We start from the raw sequence: 15,506 nt of genomic DNA, 5'->3' as shown, positions 1-15,506 counted from the left end.
ACGACCGGAAAGCCGGAAAACCCGCGTGTCGAATAACAAGATAGTAGAAAATAGATCTGCTGACAAGGTGCCTTATGCTCGTCCATCTGACCGCTGCCCGGCTCAATACCCTCGAAAAATTCTTTAAAACCACCAGCGAAAGCGACCTTTATGGTTGTTATGCGTGGACCCAGGCGGTAGGTGCGGCGCTGTTGCCGATTCTCGGTGACCTTGAGGTGAGCTTGCGTAACGCGTTGCACCGAGGGCTGTCGCAGTTCTACGGGAAGACAGACAGCTTCGAATGGATGCTCAAGACGCGGCCCAACCATTCTAGCCCAGGTGGCCTAACTTCCTGGCACAAGCTGAATCCCCGTACCTACGACGATGTGCTCGGCGCGGTCGAAAAAGTCAAAAAGAGCAAGGGAAACGGCTGCAGGGTAACCGTGGACGATATTGTCGCGAAAGTCGCCTTTGGCTTCTGGGAGGTAATCGTTAACGGGTTGAAACATAAGTCTCACCCTAAAGATATGCAAGCACGCGTTTTGGCCGTTGCATTCCCCAATATTCCTGATCTGCATAAAGGCGTCTTCGGTGATCCGGCGCTTGTTGACCGAATAGCTAGCCTGCTTTACCAGATGCGTGATGTCCGAAATCGGATTGGCCATCACGATTCACTGTGGAAAACAGCAGAATTCGATGCCTATGGGCGTCGAGGCTTCGTTCCCCGTCGGCCTCGGCATACCGTTACCAGCATGCGCTTGCTAGCCGATCAAATTGCTTGGTTTGCAGGATGGATCGACCCGCAGATTAGCTTGTACATTAAGGCGACGCCCCATTGGCGTCATCTACAATGGTTGTTGACTAGAGATGCGCTGTTCTCATATAGGGAAAACGGTGGCAAAGCTGTCAACTATGAGAAGACCATGCTTCGAACGCCAGTCTACAAGGCCAAGAAAGCTTCAAAGCGCAAGCAGAATAGCCATCCCAAAGCGCTTGGTATCAGTAGGCGTCGACTGTTGCGGGGCATGTTTTACTGAGCAAGGCTTTCAGTCTATACGCATCACTTAGTGGTGCGTAAAGCCGACTTACCCATTCGCTTCCAGATCAAGACGACGGTGAGTCGATAGTAATACCGGGTGGTGTCGGAATGGTCTTGCAGATGCTGAGTGAGAAACCAGCGCACATGCTTGAGCTGCCAGGTCCAGGGATTGTCGCGCTGCCATCGCTGTTGAATGGCCGCTTGCATGATTCGGGCTTGGCGTAGGTGGCGTTGCTGGGTGGCATTCGAACCAGTCAGTACGCCGCTCAGGAACAGCGCCATATCGATGGGCTTGGTCACACTCGACCTCCAATGTAGGCCGACATCACATCGATCCGGTTATGCCCGAGCTCAAGGCTGATTTGTTGCCGCGCCTGTTGATCCAGGTCGCGTTCAAGGCGATAGCAGTGACCACCATTGACTGGTGCGGCGTGGCCCGTGAGCTGTTCGTAACGCTCGCAGGCGTAGGCCGCGCGCAGTTCATGGAAACCCTTCAGCCCGTGTGCATGCAGCGCTTCGCGGGCGGGAAGCACGGTCTGTTGCAGGAACACTGCGTAGCTTTCGTCTCGGGCCAGCAAGTTGCGGCTGCCAGTCGGCGACGCATCACAGGCCAACTGCAATGCCGCCTTCACCACTGCATTGGCCACGACCCATCGCGGCGCTGAGGCCCCTGAGCGGCCACCTTTGGTGCCGTCCTGGATGTTGATACGCCCTAAGTGTTCGGCTTCGCGGTGCAAGCGTGGCAGGTCGGCCAGAATCGCTTCGCGCAGGCGCATGCCGGTTGCTCGGGCCAACAGGACAATCGCGGCCACCCGCTCGTGTTGCTGTTCGCCCAGTACCTCAAGCACTCGCCGCACCTGTTGGTAGTTTTGGCCATCCGGCGCGCGGGTGCGTACGCTCGAGCGCTGCTGTCCCAGCGCCTGGCTCGGACTGGCGACCCTCACGTTCTGATCACCGCGCAGCGCAGCGAGGGTGCGATTGACGCTGCTAAGGCGGTTCTGCGCGGTCGCGATGCAGAGTTCACCGTGCTGGATCTGCTGGCGCAGGTAAGCGGCGTAGTCCTGCAGCGTCCGTCGATCGATCTGACGCGCATCGTTGTAACCGGGGCCGTCCTCTGATCGACACCAACGCACGAACGCTTGCCAGCGATCGCTATGCGCTTTGACCGTGGCGAAGTGGCCACCGGCAAACAGGTCCTTGAGCGCTTGCGGGCCGGCGTAGCTCAGCTGGCGGCCGTAGCCGAAGTTGCGACCATCACGCCGACCGACCAAGGCCATCATCATCACCGTCTTCGTTTTTTTGCAAAAAGAGCAGTAAGGCTTTCCAGTGGAGGCTGAGCCTGTCTACCTGCTGCCAGTGTGTTGGGCGGAACAGGAGGGTGTTCTCGTGGTGTTGCAGCAGTGCCCCTTCCTCACGCAGTTGCTCAATCAGCAGGACGAGGTAGGCAGGATCAAGTGGTGTTATGGCGACAGCGGCGACAGTGGCGACAACCCGAGTCGTTTCTGGCCCGGGGCGCGGCGACAGGGTGGCGACAGAGGTGGCGACACGCCGCGATTCTGGCTGCGGTTGATGTTGCGCTTGGTAGCGGCGCACCGCGTCATTGAGGCGGAACATGGCGTACCTCGAAGGTTCTTCCATCGCGACTGCTCAGCCAGCGATGAGTGATCAGTACGACCAGTAAAGAGGCGGTATGGTCAGCGCTCTTGCGGGCAAAACGAGGGCCGTTGCGATTGACGTCTCGGATGCTGAAGTGGGTCCAGCCTTTCTGCACCAGCCAGCGCAACAGCCGATCCGCCTCTTCGCGTCGGCTATTGACTGGCTCCTGTTCGGTCAGGCGCTGGATCTCGGCCAGGTAGTAATCCATCAGCGTGGAGGCGCGCTGGATGTGTGCTTCATCCAACTGACTGGCCTCTTCAACCATGGCCAGCACGCCTGCGATGCGCAGCACATTCGCCGGGGCTTTGCCCGCGAAAGGCTGGACGCCGGCTAGCTCGCCGAACTCGCCAGACTGGCACTCGATGGTGTCGTGAATATCAATCCAGGCACGACGGGCACGGGCAGTCAGCTCGAGCGTGGCGGGATTGAGTGAGCCATCCTTGTGAAGCGACCAGGGCTTTTGCAGCAGGGCGGTGATCCGCTGTTGGTAGCTCTGGACTTTGCCATCTCGGGTCAGGTCGATTGCCTTGTAGAGTCGCTGGCCAGCCAGGCGCTCGGGCCAACTGATCAGGCAACGGCCGAGGATGCCTTGGCCATTGATCACCGGGTTTTTGAACAGTTGGTTGGCGAGGTAGGGTTGCAGCATCAGATGCAGACTGAGGCGCCGGTCATAGGCGCGCAGGCTTTCTCCGGCCATGGAACGCGCCCGGTCGATCGGGCTACCATCCCACAGTGTCGACAAGGTGGTGATCGCCTTAAGCAGATTCTCTTTGCTCATGGTGCTGCTGCCCAAGAACTGGCCACCTTCATCATTGAACAAGCCCATGCTGGGCAAGCCATGGCACAGACTTTTGACTAGGGCCTCAATGGTGGGCTCGGCAATGATCAGTCTCGGCGGTACCGGCTCGGATAGTTCACCGCCTTCCGCCTCCGCGTGCTTCTTTGAGGTTTTGGGTTTGGCCATGATGCTGGTAGCGGCGCGATAGGCTTTGAGCTTTTCCGCATACAGGGTCCACTTTTGCCGCTCCCAGTCGCGCGCGGCCCTTAATGCCAGGTGATCCACCGCGCTTTTGCGATCCCCCGAGGACGCCACCGTCAGTAGGTAGAGGGACAGCGGATAGGTTCGACCGTCGAGTTGGGCATTGGCGTGGCCCTGACTCACCAAGGCAGTGGTAGCCAGCACCGACTGTGCAGCCATGGCGCAGGGCACGCCGATCACCTCGGCCAGTCGCTCGACCGCAGGGCCCAACAGATCCCCGAGTGCTTCGACCGGGTAGGGCAGTGGCGCCTGCTGGTACTCCAGCAATGGTTGTGGGGGTTCGAACGCTTCGCACAGTTGCATCGAAATTCTCCTGAGATTATCGACTTCGTCCTCACTCATCCCGCCACGGTTGTTGAGTGTTATCAGGGATCAAGGCCCCTGCGACCTGTGAGGTTTGTCCACTAACGCGGGACTGGCGGCTCCTTACGGCCGGGAGCTTGGGCATCTCATGATCTGGCCTCCTGAACACCAATAGCGGTGGGCGGGTGGAGGCTGCACTGGCTGACGAGGCCGGTGTCGCGAGATCCTGAGTCGGGTGAAGGCAGTGATGCGATGACTGGGGCATGCCTGACTGTCAGTCAGGTGCAGTCCATTTCATGGGCTGCGGCACCATCATCGGCATCGCTGTGGCGAGTGAGCATTCGGTGTTTGTCACGCCGATTGTCACGAGGGGGAAAGCCGCAAAGGCCCGTGCGAGCAGGGCTGCAGCAGTGTGATATGCGCCCGTCTCTTTAGAGGGCAAAGAGACGGGCAAAAGGTTGGCGCAAGAAATAGCCAAGCGGATAAGTTGCTGCAGAGCAGCCAGGAGGGGGCATGAGTTGCCGCAGTGGGCATTCTGGAAGAAGTGGCATCCATCACATCGCTGTGACTGTGCGAGCCGCCGGACGCTAATCGCACTTGGGGTGAACCACCACGATGTGGCGTAGCCTCAAAGGTTCTGGCTACCTGGGTGCTGTCGAGGACAGCGCTGGTACGGTTCTGGTTTAGCGCTCGTTCTACTCACGGTCAACCATATTTTGGAGGCGACTCTTGCGCCAATCGGTAGTGCTAGAAGACCTTGGAGTCCAGTGGTTTTCCATAGCCGGGTGGTCGTTTGTCGGTTTTTAATGTGAGCCTGCGTAATTGCATGGACATGACCGCCCATTTGCATCATCACTGACCAGTCAATTGCATTCGTGCTGATCAACCGTTTGCATTCGACTTGACCAGCAAACGCCATAGTGACAACCGGCGGAGAACGGCCAATAGCAGCCACTCACGACTGGCTTTTCGCGACCCAAATCGGACGATCGGCAGAACTGAGCAAGATCCATGACTATGCCGACCGTCACAGTGATTCAAGTTGCCTGAACGAAATCTGACGCTGTTACCGCGCCACAATTTGCCCAGGTGCTATTTCGTGGTGGATCACCAAGTTTGTCGCATAACTTGTTGCGAGCTTGCAGTAACGGGTCGCCAGGCGGCGATGCTCCTTCAGTCAGCCAAACAGCCGCTCGATGACATTGCGTTCCCGATACTTGAGTTTGTCGAAGATTCGCCCAGGCGCTGCCGAGAATCCGTTCCCGGAGCGATTGCAGTTGCGCAACTGGTTTATGATCGAATTGCTGCTGGAGACTGGTATCCGTCGCGGAGAGCTAACGTTAAAGGGAAGCTCTGCAAAGAGCGCCCCTGAAGAGGAAGGTGGGATTTTTCAGAGAGCAGCGCTCGACAGTGCTCACATAGTCCACCCCATCCCATTGCTTCAGCTCGAATCCCCACTAAGCTGGTTGCGCTTCAACTTCACGCGCCAATGGCTCTGCTGCATTTTCAACGTCGAGAGATTCATCAAAAACAATCGCGGCCAAAATAGATTCAAACTTTTCTACATGCCGAACACCACCTCCGCGCAAATAGCAAAGCCACAACTCAATCAATTGCTCGCAAATCTCTTCGCTGATACCAAGAGTTCCTGCCAGAGCATCAACCGCTTGCTCCAAGCTGCACACTTTATCATCAACGTGGCCTGCCAAGCTTGTAAAAGCAGTCCTTACATTTTCCGATCGTTTAGCTTGTATTAATGCACGGATAGAAAAACGAGATGCAAGGACTTCAGCCTTATCCAGCTTACAAACCCTTATCACCGCCTCCCCCTGGGCACTCAATCGCGTATATGTCCAATTTTCCGTGCGACCAATATGATCACTGTAACGATGCGAATAGGGATAATACCACAGGATGGAGCCGAGAACAGGGTAGTCGTCGCTCTCATAAGCCATCGAACGATCAAGTAATGGATCATGGCTCTTTTTAAATGCATTACATATCTTGCAGGTCACAATTAGATTAAGCGGCTCAAATGTGAACTGTGGATACCCAAATGTGTGCTGACGATGATTATCATCATTGCTCCGCCCCTTATCCACACCGCAGTCTTTAGTGGTAGACTTAGGGAAAATATGATCTAACTCACGATGACCAACCTCGTCAAGAGCGATTGCACCCTGACAGTAAGCGCATCGATAATTCTGCAACTCAAGCAATCTTTTGCGATATCGTATGATGTCAGCATTCGCAGACCACGCTTTTCCTTTGTGGCCACGGACTGCTTCAAGCAGCGCATCGTCATCATCCGAAAAATCGATGATTTCAAACATCAATGTTCTCCTGAGCCAACCTGGCTTCAAGATCTTTGATGATACTGGCTAGCACATTTCTCAATGGGTCGGTGAGCGGCAATGTCTTCAAGTCCCGAGATAATTCGTATTTAAAAAATCTGTACTCGTATGGACTGACTGGTTCACCACTCCTGAGTAGCCCTAATGCAATATCAGCGGTTTTCGTAAAAGCTGGAGCTCGAGAAGAGGGCACTTGGAATACTTCTTCGTAAACGTCAGAAGCTCGCCAGCCGAACGTATTGTTGACGGTTTTTGACCTGACGACCTGGCGCCCGCCCTCATCAACGCCGTGATTCACCAACGCTTCTACTCGGCCCCACTCAGGGTCCACCCCTGATGCGATCAGAGGGGAGTGTGTAACGATGACTGCCTGAGAGCCTTTAAATTCCCGAAGGATCTTATTCAGTGTTGGTACATAGGTCTGCTGCCAGATCGGATGCAGGCTGTTCTCAGGTTCATCGACGAGAATTAGGCTTTCTTGTGTTATTCCTGCACATAGGCCAGCAAAACCCGCAAGCCAGCTCCATTGCCCCGAGCTTAGATCCTCTCCGTTAAGTTCTACATCACTCGCAGCACTTGCAGCGTCATGGACAACATCACCTTGAACTTTATAAAATGTGGTATTGCCAACTAAAATAACACCCGCCCGTATATAGACCTCAAGTTCATCACCTCCGATTCCATGCCCATCCAAAGATGGACTTTCCAGCTCGAGTCTACCATCCCTAAAGACAAATACAGGAGGCTCATCAGAATGAAAAATTTTAACCAGCTCAAAAAAGCCATAATAATCAAGATTCAAAATTCTCCCGAGTGCTGCCTCTAGTCTACCCCCGAGATTGTGAACATGACCAGAATCTAAAAATGGGCGAAGTGAGTATTTGAAAATGCGCTCCATTGCCCGTTCAGGAAGGCTAGGAGTGAGGGCTGGCTCCTTTGCATTGTATCTTCGTCCATGCATTGACAGCTCTCTTTCCAAACGCAACAAGATTCTTATTTTAGGCCTAAAGCCAACCTCACTGAAAATGGCGTTAAATAGGTGAGCTCGCCCAGCCAGCTTGTCAGCGTTTAAAAACAAGGCGGTCATCAACGCCCTTTCGCTGGGGGCAGTTCCCGTCATGCCGTTTGAGGCCCTTGGCCCTAGATATAAAAACTCATTACGAAGCCCTTGCTTCGCTTTTGAAATAGATATGCCTAATGAGTAATTCCGCATCCGTGGAAATCGATCGAGCGGCGTTCCCGATATACACGTTATAGAGTCAGGAAAAAATCCGTCATCCCAGTTGGTGCCTTGGCTTTCAAAGTTTGCTGCTTTCGCCCCAATTTTATTTGTCTCACCTGTCGCCGCATCGAGGATTTGCCTCAATATGAAGCTTTTCCTGCTCCCGTTCTGACCAATCAGAACAGAAATCCAAGTGTCGTACGTTGAGTCTTCACCTTCGTAAAGATTTACTTGAGCATCTAAATTGCTAGTGGTTATTTTAAAGGATCGCAACATGCCGTATTATCTTCCATGTCCAGTCAATACAGTTGTATTTTCAAAAAATCAACAGTTGCGCCGCAAACCTAAGCCCACCAACAAACTCTCCGCCTACGCCATGACTTCAGCTACTCACTCGGCAGAGACGCAGTGAACAACGATGACTCGGAGCACTGGTTAGAGAAACTTTGACGGTTTCTTTATGAGCTACAGCAACATCCGTGCGTATCATGCAAAAACTCTTCCTCCCACCGGAACGGCGCGAGCTCTACTTGCCCAGGATTGCTCGCTCCAGCGGCGCCCATCAAGCATGATTACTGAATCGCCCCGGATTTTCCAGGGAGAACCGAACATCAGCTTTAGTCCGGGGCCGATTGAGGATGACCGTCTGCTGTAGGCCTACTCCCGCCTGAGCCATCGGGCAGAGAGCGGCCAAAAGCGGTCTATCTAGACAGTGCATATTGGCAATCGCGAGGCTTACCCAAGCCCCCGTATACTGTTCCAACACTTATCGAGGTGGCTGCCCAAAGGGTCTGTATCTGATTGGGAACATTCCTGGGGCCAGTAGGCTCTCCAGGAAAATCTATAGCCCGCCTCGTGTGGGCTTTGACAGCACCTGAATGTGAATTTCGCACACGTGAAAACTGACAAGGAAATCGGTATGACTCAGCTGCAAGAAACTCCACAGGACATCGTTGATACTTTTCTGCCGACGATCTTTGAGAATGATGCCAAGGGTATTTTGGCTGATTTGTTGGCTCAACCTGGGCTCGCCATGCATTTCATGGTCTTCTCAAAAGCCGAAACAATGAAAGCCATTCGACACGTTGTTGGGATCCTTGAAGAGTGCTACCGCGCAGGTCACCTTAAGGTTGCAGTGAGTCATGAAAACGGTCGGCTGTACGGTTATGCCATATTCTTTGTACACCCAGATCCCTCCATCTCACGTTACTGCCACAAAATCTTCGTGTTCGAGCCCTATAGGGGACATGGCATTGGCACTCAGTTGCTGAATGGCGTATTGGACTATTCGCAAGGCACTTGCCTGCTTTGCAATCACGATTTGATCCCCTTCTATGAACGTGCGGGCTTAGAGTTCAAAGGTGACTTTACTCCCCCCTCCGCTCAACAAGGCTTTGCCCTCACGAGGGATATGTACGTTGCCCTCGCCATCATGGGGAGCCCTGGGATTGAAGGCTCGTCTCCGGTATTCATGTTGAACGATGATGACATCAAACAGCTTCTTAACATCTGAGACGTAGCCGGATGCTGGATGCTGGATGCTGGATGCTGGATAGGGTTCACCACAAGCAACTAGCCCTAGAGGCAGCCGTGATGGAGCTGACGTTTTGGGTGGCGCGATGAGGTCCAGCAGAAGTTGGAGTAAATGTTCGCGGCGCACTGGATACCATTGGTGAAAATGCTAGCCATATCAAACAGGATCTGGCTCGGCTTGGGGTTGATGGATCTCGGTTAAGGGCCAGTGACTCAAGGCGATTTCATGGTCGTCTTTCCTTCTTCACGAACCACAATTTTCATAGCATTTACCTCGTCATTGGATAAACCCCATTGTGGCCCCCAAAAAACACCCTTCCTGGACGGGTTTGCCCCCTGGTGCGTCGCCTGGCGGACGCAAAAAAGCCCGCAAGAGCGGGCCATTTTTGGAGCAGTGAGCGTAAAGGCAGTTAGTCGCGGTACGTTACTTTTTTCAAGACTTCGCTTTTTTCGACTCAATCAGATCAAGCACCTTTTGCCCGTCCGGCATGCCCGACATGGTCTTCAGGAACACCACATTACGATCCAGCGCTTTCTTGATCGCGGCAGCGGAAAGAGGTTGCTCAAGAATCGTGAACCCCTCCAGTGTCTGGTAATGGCACTCGTCCTTTTCACCCTCATGCTCGCGCATTTGCACCTCACCGGTCCCTCGACCAAAGGCCACGATGCCTTTGCCGTTCTCGTACAGAAACACCACCTCATCCTTCTTGATACGGTTGATGTTCAGCTTCCAGGGCGAGTAGAACGCCGCAGCTGCTCTGTGAGCCAACATCCATTCATGGTCATCATCGGTATGGGCCTTGTTGGTGTTCAAAATGTGGAAGCCGGCGGCTGGTTGTGGCTCGGCTTGCTCCGCCAGAGCTAACTGAGCTAACTCGGCCTTTTCTACCTCGTCTAAAGCCGTTTGGGCAGCCTCGGCACCCTGTTCAAGCAATTTGAGCATGATCTCTTGCTTCGACAGCTCTAAATCATTGGCCAGCGTTTCGATGAAGGTATGCAGCGACTCGGGCATTCTGACGGTGGAAGCGATCGACTCTTTTTTGGCTTTTTTGGAGTTTTCGATCAGAGAGAGGATGCTTGTCATTGGTGAATCTCCTTTGGTTAAGTAGATGCACCATATAGTGATTCATTATATGAATCAACAAGAGCTCTAAAATAAAACCTGATTCTGAATCGAATTGGTAAACCTCTTAAAACTAACGATAGAATTCGTTATCACCACTTTTAGACAGGATGCTTTTATGGCCCCACGTAAGCGATTCGTCATGCCGATCATGACTGCTTTCGATAAGCGCTACTTCTGCACCACCTGCGCGACCGATAATCTGGACCGTCACAGCTGAGTGGCATCCGCTGACATCCATCAACTGCAAACGGTTGGTCAGCGCGAATGCGAATGACTGGTCAGTGGCAATGCATTTAGGTGGTCAAATGAAATGTAATTACGCAGAGCCCATGCGAGTGGGAATGCGGAGCCTTCCCGCTCGCGTGGGCTTGGCCGAGAAAGCCCCAAGAGTGAGGCTTGCAACGGCGACAGTCGCCACTTCTGTCGCCATGCTGCAGGCGCAGGTATTGCGCGGGTTGTCGCCGGTGTCGCCGCTGTCGCCAAATCAACCATCACTCCATCTAGGGAGTCATTCTCGGTTACCGGCGGCGTCCGGTGAGCGCTCACCGTATCGGCACGACATTGTGGTCCCTGGTTTGATTGATCGCAGATGCCGACAGGTTGCCAGTGGCCGCTTTCTGGATGTGCTCACTCCACCAAGCCATCATCGGACGCCGGCGCTCGATGTAGTCAGCTCGGTTGTAAGCGCTTCGGACTTCGTCCTTGTCGACATGCGCCAGCGCGACTTCGATGAGCTCCGGATCCCACCCATGCTCGTTCAGGATAGTGCTGGCCATGGAGCGCATGCCGTGGCTGACCAAGCGGTCCTGGAAGCCCATGCGTTTCAACGCCATGTTGGCGGTCTGGCTGTTGGCGTGGGTGCGCGGATTTCTATCTGCCGGGAACACGTATTCCCTATGGCCGCTGAGGGACTTGAGCGCCTCCAGTAACGCGAGTGCCTGTTCGGTCAGCGGGATGGTATGCGGACGCCGCTTTTTCATGCGCTCCGGCGGGATGGTCCAGATGCGTTTGTCGAAGTCGATATCTGCCCATCGGGTGGTAGCCGCTTCGGCAGGACGGGTCATGGTGTGCAGTTGCCATTCGATCAGGCAGCGGGTGATCCGCTTGATGCTGGCGTTCGCGATTTCGATCATGAGCTCGGAAAGCTCATCGGGTCGTAGCGCGGCCATATTCTCTTTCTTGGGCTTCTTGAATACCGCTCGAATACCACTGAGGGGGTTAGAGAAAATCAGCCCGGAGTTTACCCCGTAGGTCATGATCTCGTTGAGCCGTTGGCTCAGTCGCTTCACTGTCTCGAGACTGCCTTTGGCTTCGATGGGACGAAGGAGCTTGATGACCATCGGGGCGCTGATCTGCGAGAGGGGCGTTGTTTTCAAGTCGGGAAAAACATGCAGCGTTAGCGAGCGCCATATATCTTCGGCATATGCTGGCGTCACGGAGTCCTTCTTTAGCTCGAACCAAGCGGTGGCCACCTTCTCGAAGGTGTGCTCGGTCTCAGCGAGTTTGGCTTGCCTTACCTCATCGCGTTGAGCTTTGGGATCAATGCCCAGAGCGAGCAACTCACGCGCTTCTGCGGCTTTCTTCCGGGCGTTGGCTAACGAGAGGTCGGGGTATGGACCGAGTGCCATATTGATACGGCTTCTGGTCAACGGTTCGCGGTAATTGAAATTCCACATCATCGAGCCGCTGGCGCGTACTCGAAGCTGTAGGCCGTCGCCGTCGCTAAGGACGAAGTCTTTACCAGTTGCTTTGACCGCCTTGAGCTGGCGATCGGAGAGACGGATTGCTTGAGTAGGCATGGGAACTACCTCGGGCACCGTTTTGGTATCCTAAAAATAGCACCGGGTAGCCCGGGATACCACCTGGGATACCAAACTGTCTGGAACTCCAAAAACTTCGTTGGCCCCCAATAGCGCTTAAAACCTTGATTTCACTGGATTTCAGGCACAAAAAAAGACGTCCGTGGACGTCTTTAGATGATGAAGTGGTGGAGCCGGGGGGATTTGAACCCCCGTCTTCAGCTAATTACTCTACGAGAGCCCAAGCAAACCACTTCTCGCACAGAGCTAAGCAGGCCAATAGAGTCTCTTCAGGGGGACAATCCTCTTAGTCTCAGCATCCGTGGCATCGTAATGCTCAATCAACGCTCTAACTACATGGTCCAGCGTCCACAGCGATAACGGAATAGAGGCGCGATCCGCTTCGTAAAGTGCGTCCTTACTGAAACCGCCCGTACTGACGTACAAGCCACGATCGTCTTTATGCCGGCCACCGAGGAAACTACGAATATCCTGGCTACCCATCTGTCCCTTGCGGTGTTTCACCTCGACAACTATGCGAGGGTTCTCAAAGCCAAATCCGTCTGGGGAAGCAACGATGTCTTTCCCACGGTCTGACCCCGGTGGTGAAACCTGAGTTTTGTAGCCCATCGCACGTAGAATCCCCGCAACCAGATGCTGCATTTCGTCCCAATCAATCTCGCTCACCCGGTCTTTGATGCGCTCGACTGCTTGAGATTCGATGTCAGCGAGTGGGTCGGCAATGGCTTCATCGGTGACGTCATCGGGCTCTGGGGCTGGGCCACCTTTTAACGCAGCCAAGACTTCTGCTGCAGCTCGGGCTGGCACTTCGAAAACGGTCAGGGTAGAACCCAGGCTGTTTTTGGTGGTTACACCCAGTTTCTCGCGTGACAGTTCTAGCGGTTGCCAGTGTACTTTTCGAGCCAGCGCCATGCCTTGTTCTGCCCACTCTGGGTGGTGTTCTGCCGCGCCGGTGAATGTGCCCACCTGGTAGAGCCGGTTTGCAGGAGAGTAGGTGATGACCCAATCTCCACTCTGGATTTCGTTCACGAAACGCCAAACCTGAGATGCACCTGAGACGATGGTGCCTTGCTTCATCTGAGGTTCGATTGACTGATACAAGGACATCAACTGTTTGCGTCCGACGCCTGGTTTGGCATGTGGCGCTAACTGGACCCATCCGATGGCCGCTACTTCTCTTTCGCGAAAAGCGTCGTACAAGCTTCCCCCTTCGCCGCGAACCATCCACATCCGTGTCATATCATTTGCCTTGTCAGTTGATTTTGATGTCGGGCCACTGGGGCCGTGCAGGTCAAAAAGTCTATAGTGCGGAGTTTACTCGATTTGGAAAACGCCCCCTACGCAAAACTAAATCGCTTGCGGTGCTTCTCAAGGTAGTGGCGATTGCCCTCACTCAAGGTGGGAATCGATGTGTACTGGTCCAGCCCTAGAATTTTGTGTTCCTCCACTGCCAACTCGTCGCTGATCAGCAGTTGCCCATCCTCACCAAAAGAAATCAATCCACAATCGAAGAGTCGATCAATGTGGGTGGCCAGCAGCAATCCGTTGTCTGTATCCAGTCGGGCTTTGTTGTCGGCTAAGGCCCAAGCTTGAATGTGCGAGGCGACTAGGAGGTTGGGATTTTTTAGCCCGGTCAACGCACACTTTTTCTCCCAGCGTTTGAGCAGCTCTGTTCGAAACGCGCCTTGGCCAACACGAGCCTTTACGAGCGCTTCTCGAGTCGTAACGGAAGGGCTTTTTCCTGGCGATCCGGCATCAACGAGCTGGTCTTCGTAGTCAGCAACAACCTCGGCTTGCTCCAACAAATACAGCGCAGCATCGGCAGGCAACTGCGCCATGTAGATCTGATTCACACTGCCTTTGTTGTTGAACAACGATGGCTCTGTGCGGGCATCGAATTGCGCCTGGTAGGTGGGTGCAATGTCGTCGCTGCGTAAGAGGTGCTTGAGGTCGGTGAGGGTGATATCGACTCGGTGCCCTTGGTTGCTCCACTCGTTGAATGAGCGAGTTGGAGGGCGTTCGGCTTGATAGGCATCGCCTTCGGCTTTAGCAATCGCACGTAGGTAGTTGTCGTGGTAACAGAAGATCAAGTCTCCGGCTTTGACTTTACCGACGTTGTCCCAGTGGCGACGAGTTTGTACTTTGCCGGATTGTGTACGCGAACTCAGCGGTGCCCAGAGAAAATTGCCGGCCCTGGCCTCCTTGTGCGTTGTACCTAGGTTCACCCAGAAAAATTGCATCTCGCGTCCTTACAGGTCTGGCATATCGCCAGCAACCATACCGCGAGATCCTACGAAAATGAAGGATTGGTCCTACTTGCTGTTATCAAATTGAGCGCAGGAAGGAGGTCCTCTGGCCAAGTCCTGACCTTGTCCACCATGTCTGCATCAGGCACGGAAATAGTTGGGGATCTTCGTGCCTGATGGAGCACTTAGCTAAAGGCGCAATTACAGGTGGAAATCGCCCGCGGCCTCCGGCTGGTACAGCACTTTCCTGATCCCGATCCGGCGGGTGCGGTCAGAAACTCGCCAGTCGATGGCGTCCCCCTCCTGATAGCCCAGGATGGCGGCGCCGATGTCGGAGCACACGGAGTACTTTCCGGCGCTGCTGTCCGCGTCTTCAGGGTAGACCAGGGCTACTTCGATCTCTTCGTCGTCCAGCTGCAGCAAGGCCCTGGAGTTCATCGTGACGACATTGCGCGCCACCTGCTGCGGAGTGACGACAATGGCGCGCTCAAGCTCATGTTCGAGTTCAACAACCGCCGGGCCTTGCTCGAGCGCGATCAGGCTCTCGAGCCTGGCCTTGTCGATTTCGGTGATGTAGATCTCAGTGGAGTCGGCCACGGCACCTTCGCGCAAGAACTGTAGATAGCGCGCCGCCGTCATGGAAAATGACTTCAATGTCGGCGTTTCGCTTTCAAGCAGAAAACCGCTGCGCACAAAGGCTTTCAGCGAGCGGGTGTTATCCGGGTGGATCTTGGCGATGAGTTTCTCGGCGCGCATGTCGAGGAAGGCCAGTTTCATACCTTCACGGATCGTGCGCGCGCCAAGGTTTCGGCCCCATTTGTCGCTGTCTCCAATAACCAGGACGATCTCGCAATTGGAGCCGGTCTTGATCAGGCGGACAAAGCCCACCGGGGCGTCATGCCGGTCGTAGGCCATGAAGAATCGACCGCCCCGGTTGAATAGATGGGTCAGGATTGGCAATTGAGTCCGATCGATGACTTGCTCGATGGAGCGGGAGACATGACGCGAATCGCTCAAGTAGCAGGTAACGCGCTCATCTTCCAACCAATCCATGAGCGTCAGTGCGTGTGCCCGAGTAATTTCCGGGCACAGCGAAATGAAAGGCTTGTTCATCTTCACCACAGTTATTTGTAAAGAATGAAAGCCCTTCATGGCTATGGCCATGACGGTTCTTTCGGCAACCGGCCAT

13 protein-coding genes and 1 pseudogene are annotated in these 15,506 nt (G+C 54.3%); 3 read left to right on the top strand and 11 right to left on the bottom strand.

Annotated elements, in window-relative coordinates:
• Positions 1–74 precede the first annotated feature (74 nt).
• A complete protein-coding gene (locus NLX68_RS04240) occupies positions 75–1,016 on the top strand; it encodes an Abi family protein (protein WP_254282850.1) in 942 nt (313 codons plus the stop codon).
• 23 nt (positions 1,017–1,039) lie between these two features.
• On the opposite strand, the gene NLX68_RS04235 is transcribed toward NLX68_RS04240, so the two are convergent.
• The 6 genes from NLX68_RS04235 to NLX68_RS04210 form a co-directional block, all read right to left on the bottom strand.
• Positions 1,040–1,318 carry a hypothetical protein gene (locus NLX68_RS04235; RefSeq protein ID WP_254282848.1) on the bottom strand — a complete coding sequence of 93 codons (279 nt, stop codon included), beginning with the start codon at positions 1,316–1,318 and terminating at the stop codon, positions 1,040–1,042.
• Positions 1,315–2,295, bottom strand: a complete 981-nt coding sequence (locus tag NLX68_RS04230) for an integrase domain-containing protein (RefSeq protein ID WP_254283313.1) — start codon at positions 2,293–2,295, stop codon at positions 1,315–1,317. The genes NLX68_RS04235 and NLX68_RS04230 overlap by 4 nt, the downstream gene beginning before the upstream one ends.
• The gene (locus tag NLX68_RS04225) at positions 2,273–2,632 is read right to left on the bottom strand and encodes a hypothetical protein (protein ID WP_131699379.1); all 360 of its coding nucleotides are present in this window, start codon (positions 2,630–2,632) and stop codon (positions 2,273–2,275) included. Before NLX68_RS04225 ends, NLX68_RS04230 begins: the two co-directional genes overlap by 23 nt.
• The gene (locus NLX68_RS04220; protein WP_254283312.1) at positions 2,616–4,016 is read right to left on the bottom strand and encodes a YfjI family protein; all 1,401 of its coding nucleotides are present in this window, start codon (positions 4,014–4,016) and stop codon (positions 2,616–2,618) included. The genes NLX68_RS04225 and NLX68_RS04220 overlap by 17 nt, the downstream gene beginning before the upstream one ends.
• A gap of 1,457 nt (positions 4,017–5,473) precedes the next feature.
• The gene (locus NLX68_RS04215; RefSeq protein WP_254282846.1) at positions 5,474–6,349 is read right to left on the bottom strand and encodes an HNH endonuclease; all 876 of its coding nucleotides are present in this window, start codon (positions 6,347–6,349) and stop codon (positions 5,474–5,476) included.
• Positions 6,342–7,868: an AAA family ATPase gene (locus tag NLX68_RS04210; RefSeq protein WP_254282844.1), complete on the bottom strand. Its 1,527-nt coding sequence runs from the start codon at positions 7,866–7,868 to the stop codon at positions 6,342–6,344. Before NLX68_RS04210 ends, NLX68_RS04215 begins: the two co-directional genes overlap by 8 nt.
• Before the next feature lie 643 nt (positions 7,869–8,511).
• Here NLX68_RS04210 and NLX68_RS04205 point away from each other — a divergent pair.
• Positions 8,512–9,105 carry a GNAT family N-acetyltransferase gene (locus NLX68_RS04205; protein WP_254282842.1) on the top strand — a complete coding sequence of 198 codons (594 nt, stop codon included), beginning with the start codon at positions 8,512–8,514 and terminating at the stop codon, positions 9,103–9,105.
• Positions 9,106–9,116: 11 nt separating this feature from the next.
• Positions 9,117–9,305: pseudogene (locus tag NLX68_RS04200) on the top strand (hypothetical protein); the annotation flags it as partial.
• Positions 9,306–9,558: 253 nt separating this feature from the next.
• Here the strand turns inward: NLX68_RS04200 and NLX68_RS04195 are convergent.
• The 5 genes from NLX68_RS04195 to NLX68_RS04175 all read right to left on the bottom strand — a co-directional run bounded on the left by NLX68_RS04195 (position 9,559) and on the right by NLX68_RS04175 (position 15,481).
• On the bottom strand, positions 9,559–10,209 hold the full coding sequence (locus tag NLX68_RS04195; RefSeq protein ID WP_254282840.1) for a hypothetical protein: 651 nt from the start codon (positions 10,207–10,209) through the stop codon (positions 9,559–9,561).
• Between the two features lie 584 nt (positions 10,210–10,793).
• On the bottom strand, positions 10,794–12,050 hold the full coding sequence (locus NLX68_RS04190) for an integrase domain-containing protein (protein WP_254282838.1): 1,257 nt from the start codon (positions 12,048–12,050) through the stop codon (positions 10,794–10,796).
• Positions 12,051–12,317: 267 nt separating this feature from the next.
• Positions 12,318–13,310, bottom strand: a complete 993-nt coding sequence (locus NLX68_RS04185; RefSeq protein WP_254282836.1) for a restriction endonuclease — start codon at positions 13,308–13,310, stop codon at positions 12,318–12,320.
• 98 nt (positions 13,311–13,408) lie between these two features.
• Positions 13,409–14,311, bottom strand: a complete 903-nt coding sequence (locus NLX68_RS04180; protein WP_254282834.1) for an HNH endonuclease — start codon at positions 14,309–14,311, stop codon at positions 13,409–13,411.
• 207 nt (positions 14,312–14,518) lie between these two features.
• Entirely contained in the window at positions 14,519–15,481 is a 963-nt protein-coding gene (locus NLX68_RS04175; RefSeq protein WP_080764711.1) for a bifunctional GNAT family N-acetyltransferase/nucleoside diphosphate kinase regulator, read from the bottom strand.
• Positions 15,482–15,506 lie beyond the last annotated feature (25 nt).

The organism is Pseudomonas sp. SBB6, from assembly GCF_024213215.1.
In the GTDB taxonomy this organism is placed as follows: Bacteria; Pseudomonadota; Gammaproteobacteria; order Pseudomonadales; family Pseudomonadaceae; genus Aquipseudomonas; species Aquipseudomonas donghuensis.
The sequence above is the reverse complement of the archived record's forward strand: the minus strand, read 5'-3'. Positions and strand labels throughout refer to the sequence as shown.

Bases quoted from the DNA above. Each gene is read 5' to 3' on its own strand.
- NLX68_RS04230 (WP_254283313.1), bottom strand. From the start codon at position 2,295: ATGGCCTTGGTCGGTCGGCGTGATGGTCGCAACTTCGGCTACGGCCGC.
- NLX68_RS04240 (WP_254282850.1), top strand. From the start codon at position 75: ATGCTCGTCCATCTGACCGCTGCCCGGCTCAATACCCTCGAAAAATTC.
- NLX68_RS04180 (WP_254282834.1), bottom strand. From the start codon at position 14,311: ATGCAATTTTTCTGGGTGAACCTAGGTACAACGCACAAGGAGGCCAGG.
- NLX68_RS04210 (WP_254282844.1), bottom strand. From the start codon at position 7,868: ATGTTGCGATCCTTTAAAATAACCACTAGCAATTTAGATGCTCAAGTA.
- NLX68_RS04220 (WP_254283312.1), bottom strand. From the start codon at position 4,016: ATGCAACTGTGCGAAGCGTTCGAACCCCCACAACCATTGCTGGAGTAC.
- NLX68_RS04215 (WP_254282846.1), bottom strand. From the start codon at position 6,349: ATGTTTGAAATCATCGATTTTTCGGATGATGACGATGCGCTGCTTGAA.
- NLX68_RS04205 (WP_254282842.1), top strand. From the start codon at position 8,512: ATGACTCAGCTGCAAGAAACTCCACAGGACATCGTTGATACTTTTCTG.
- NLX68_RS04185 (WP_254282836.1), bottom strand. From the start codon at position 13,310: ATGACACGGATGTGGATGGTTCGCGGCGAAGGGGGAAGCTTGTACGAC.
- NLX68_RS04195 (WP_254282840.1), bottom strand. From the start codon at position 10,209: ATGACAAGCATCCTCTCTCTGATCGAAAACTCCAAAAAAGCCAAAAAA.
- NLX68_RS04190 (WP_254282838.1), bottom strand. From the start codon at position 12,050: ATGCCTACTCAAGCAATCCGTCTCTCCGATCGCCAGCTCAAGGCGGTC.
- NLX68_RS04225 (WP_131699379.1), bottom strand. From the start codon at position 2,632: ATGTTCCGCCTCAATGACGCGGTGCGCCGCTACCAAGCGCAACATCAA.
- NLX68_RS04175 (WP_080764711.1), bottom strand. From the start codon at position 15,481: ATGGCCATAGCCATGAAGGGCTTTCATTCTTTACAAATAACTGTGGTG.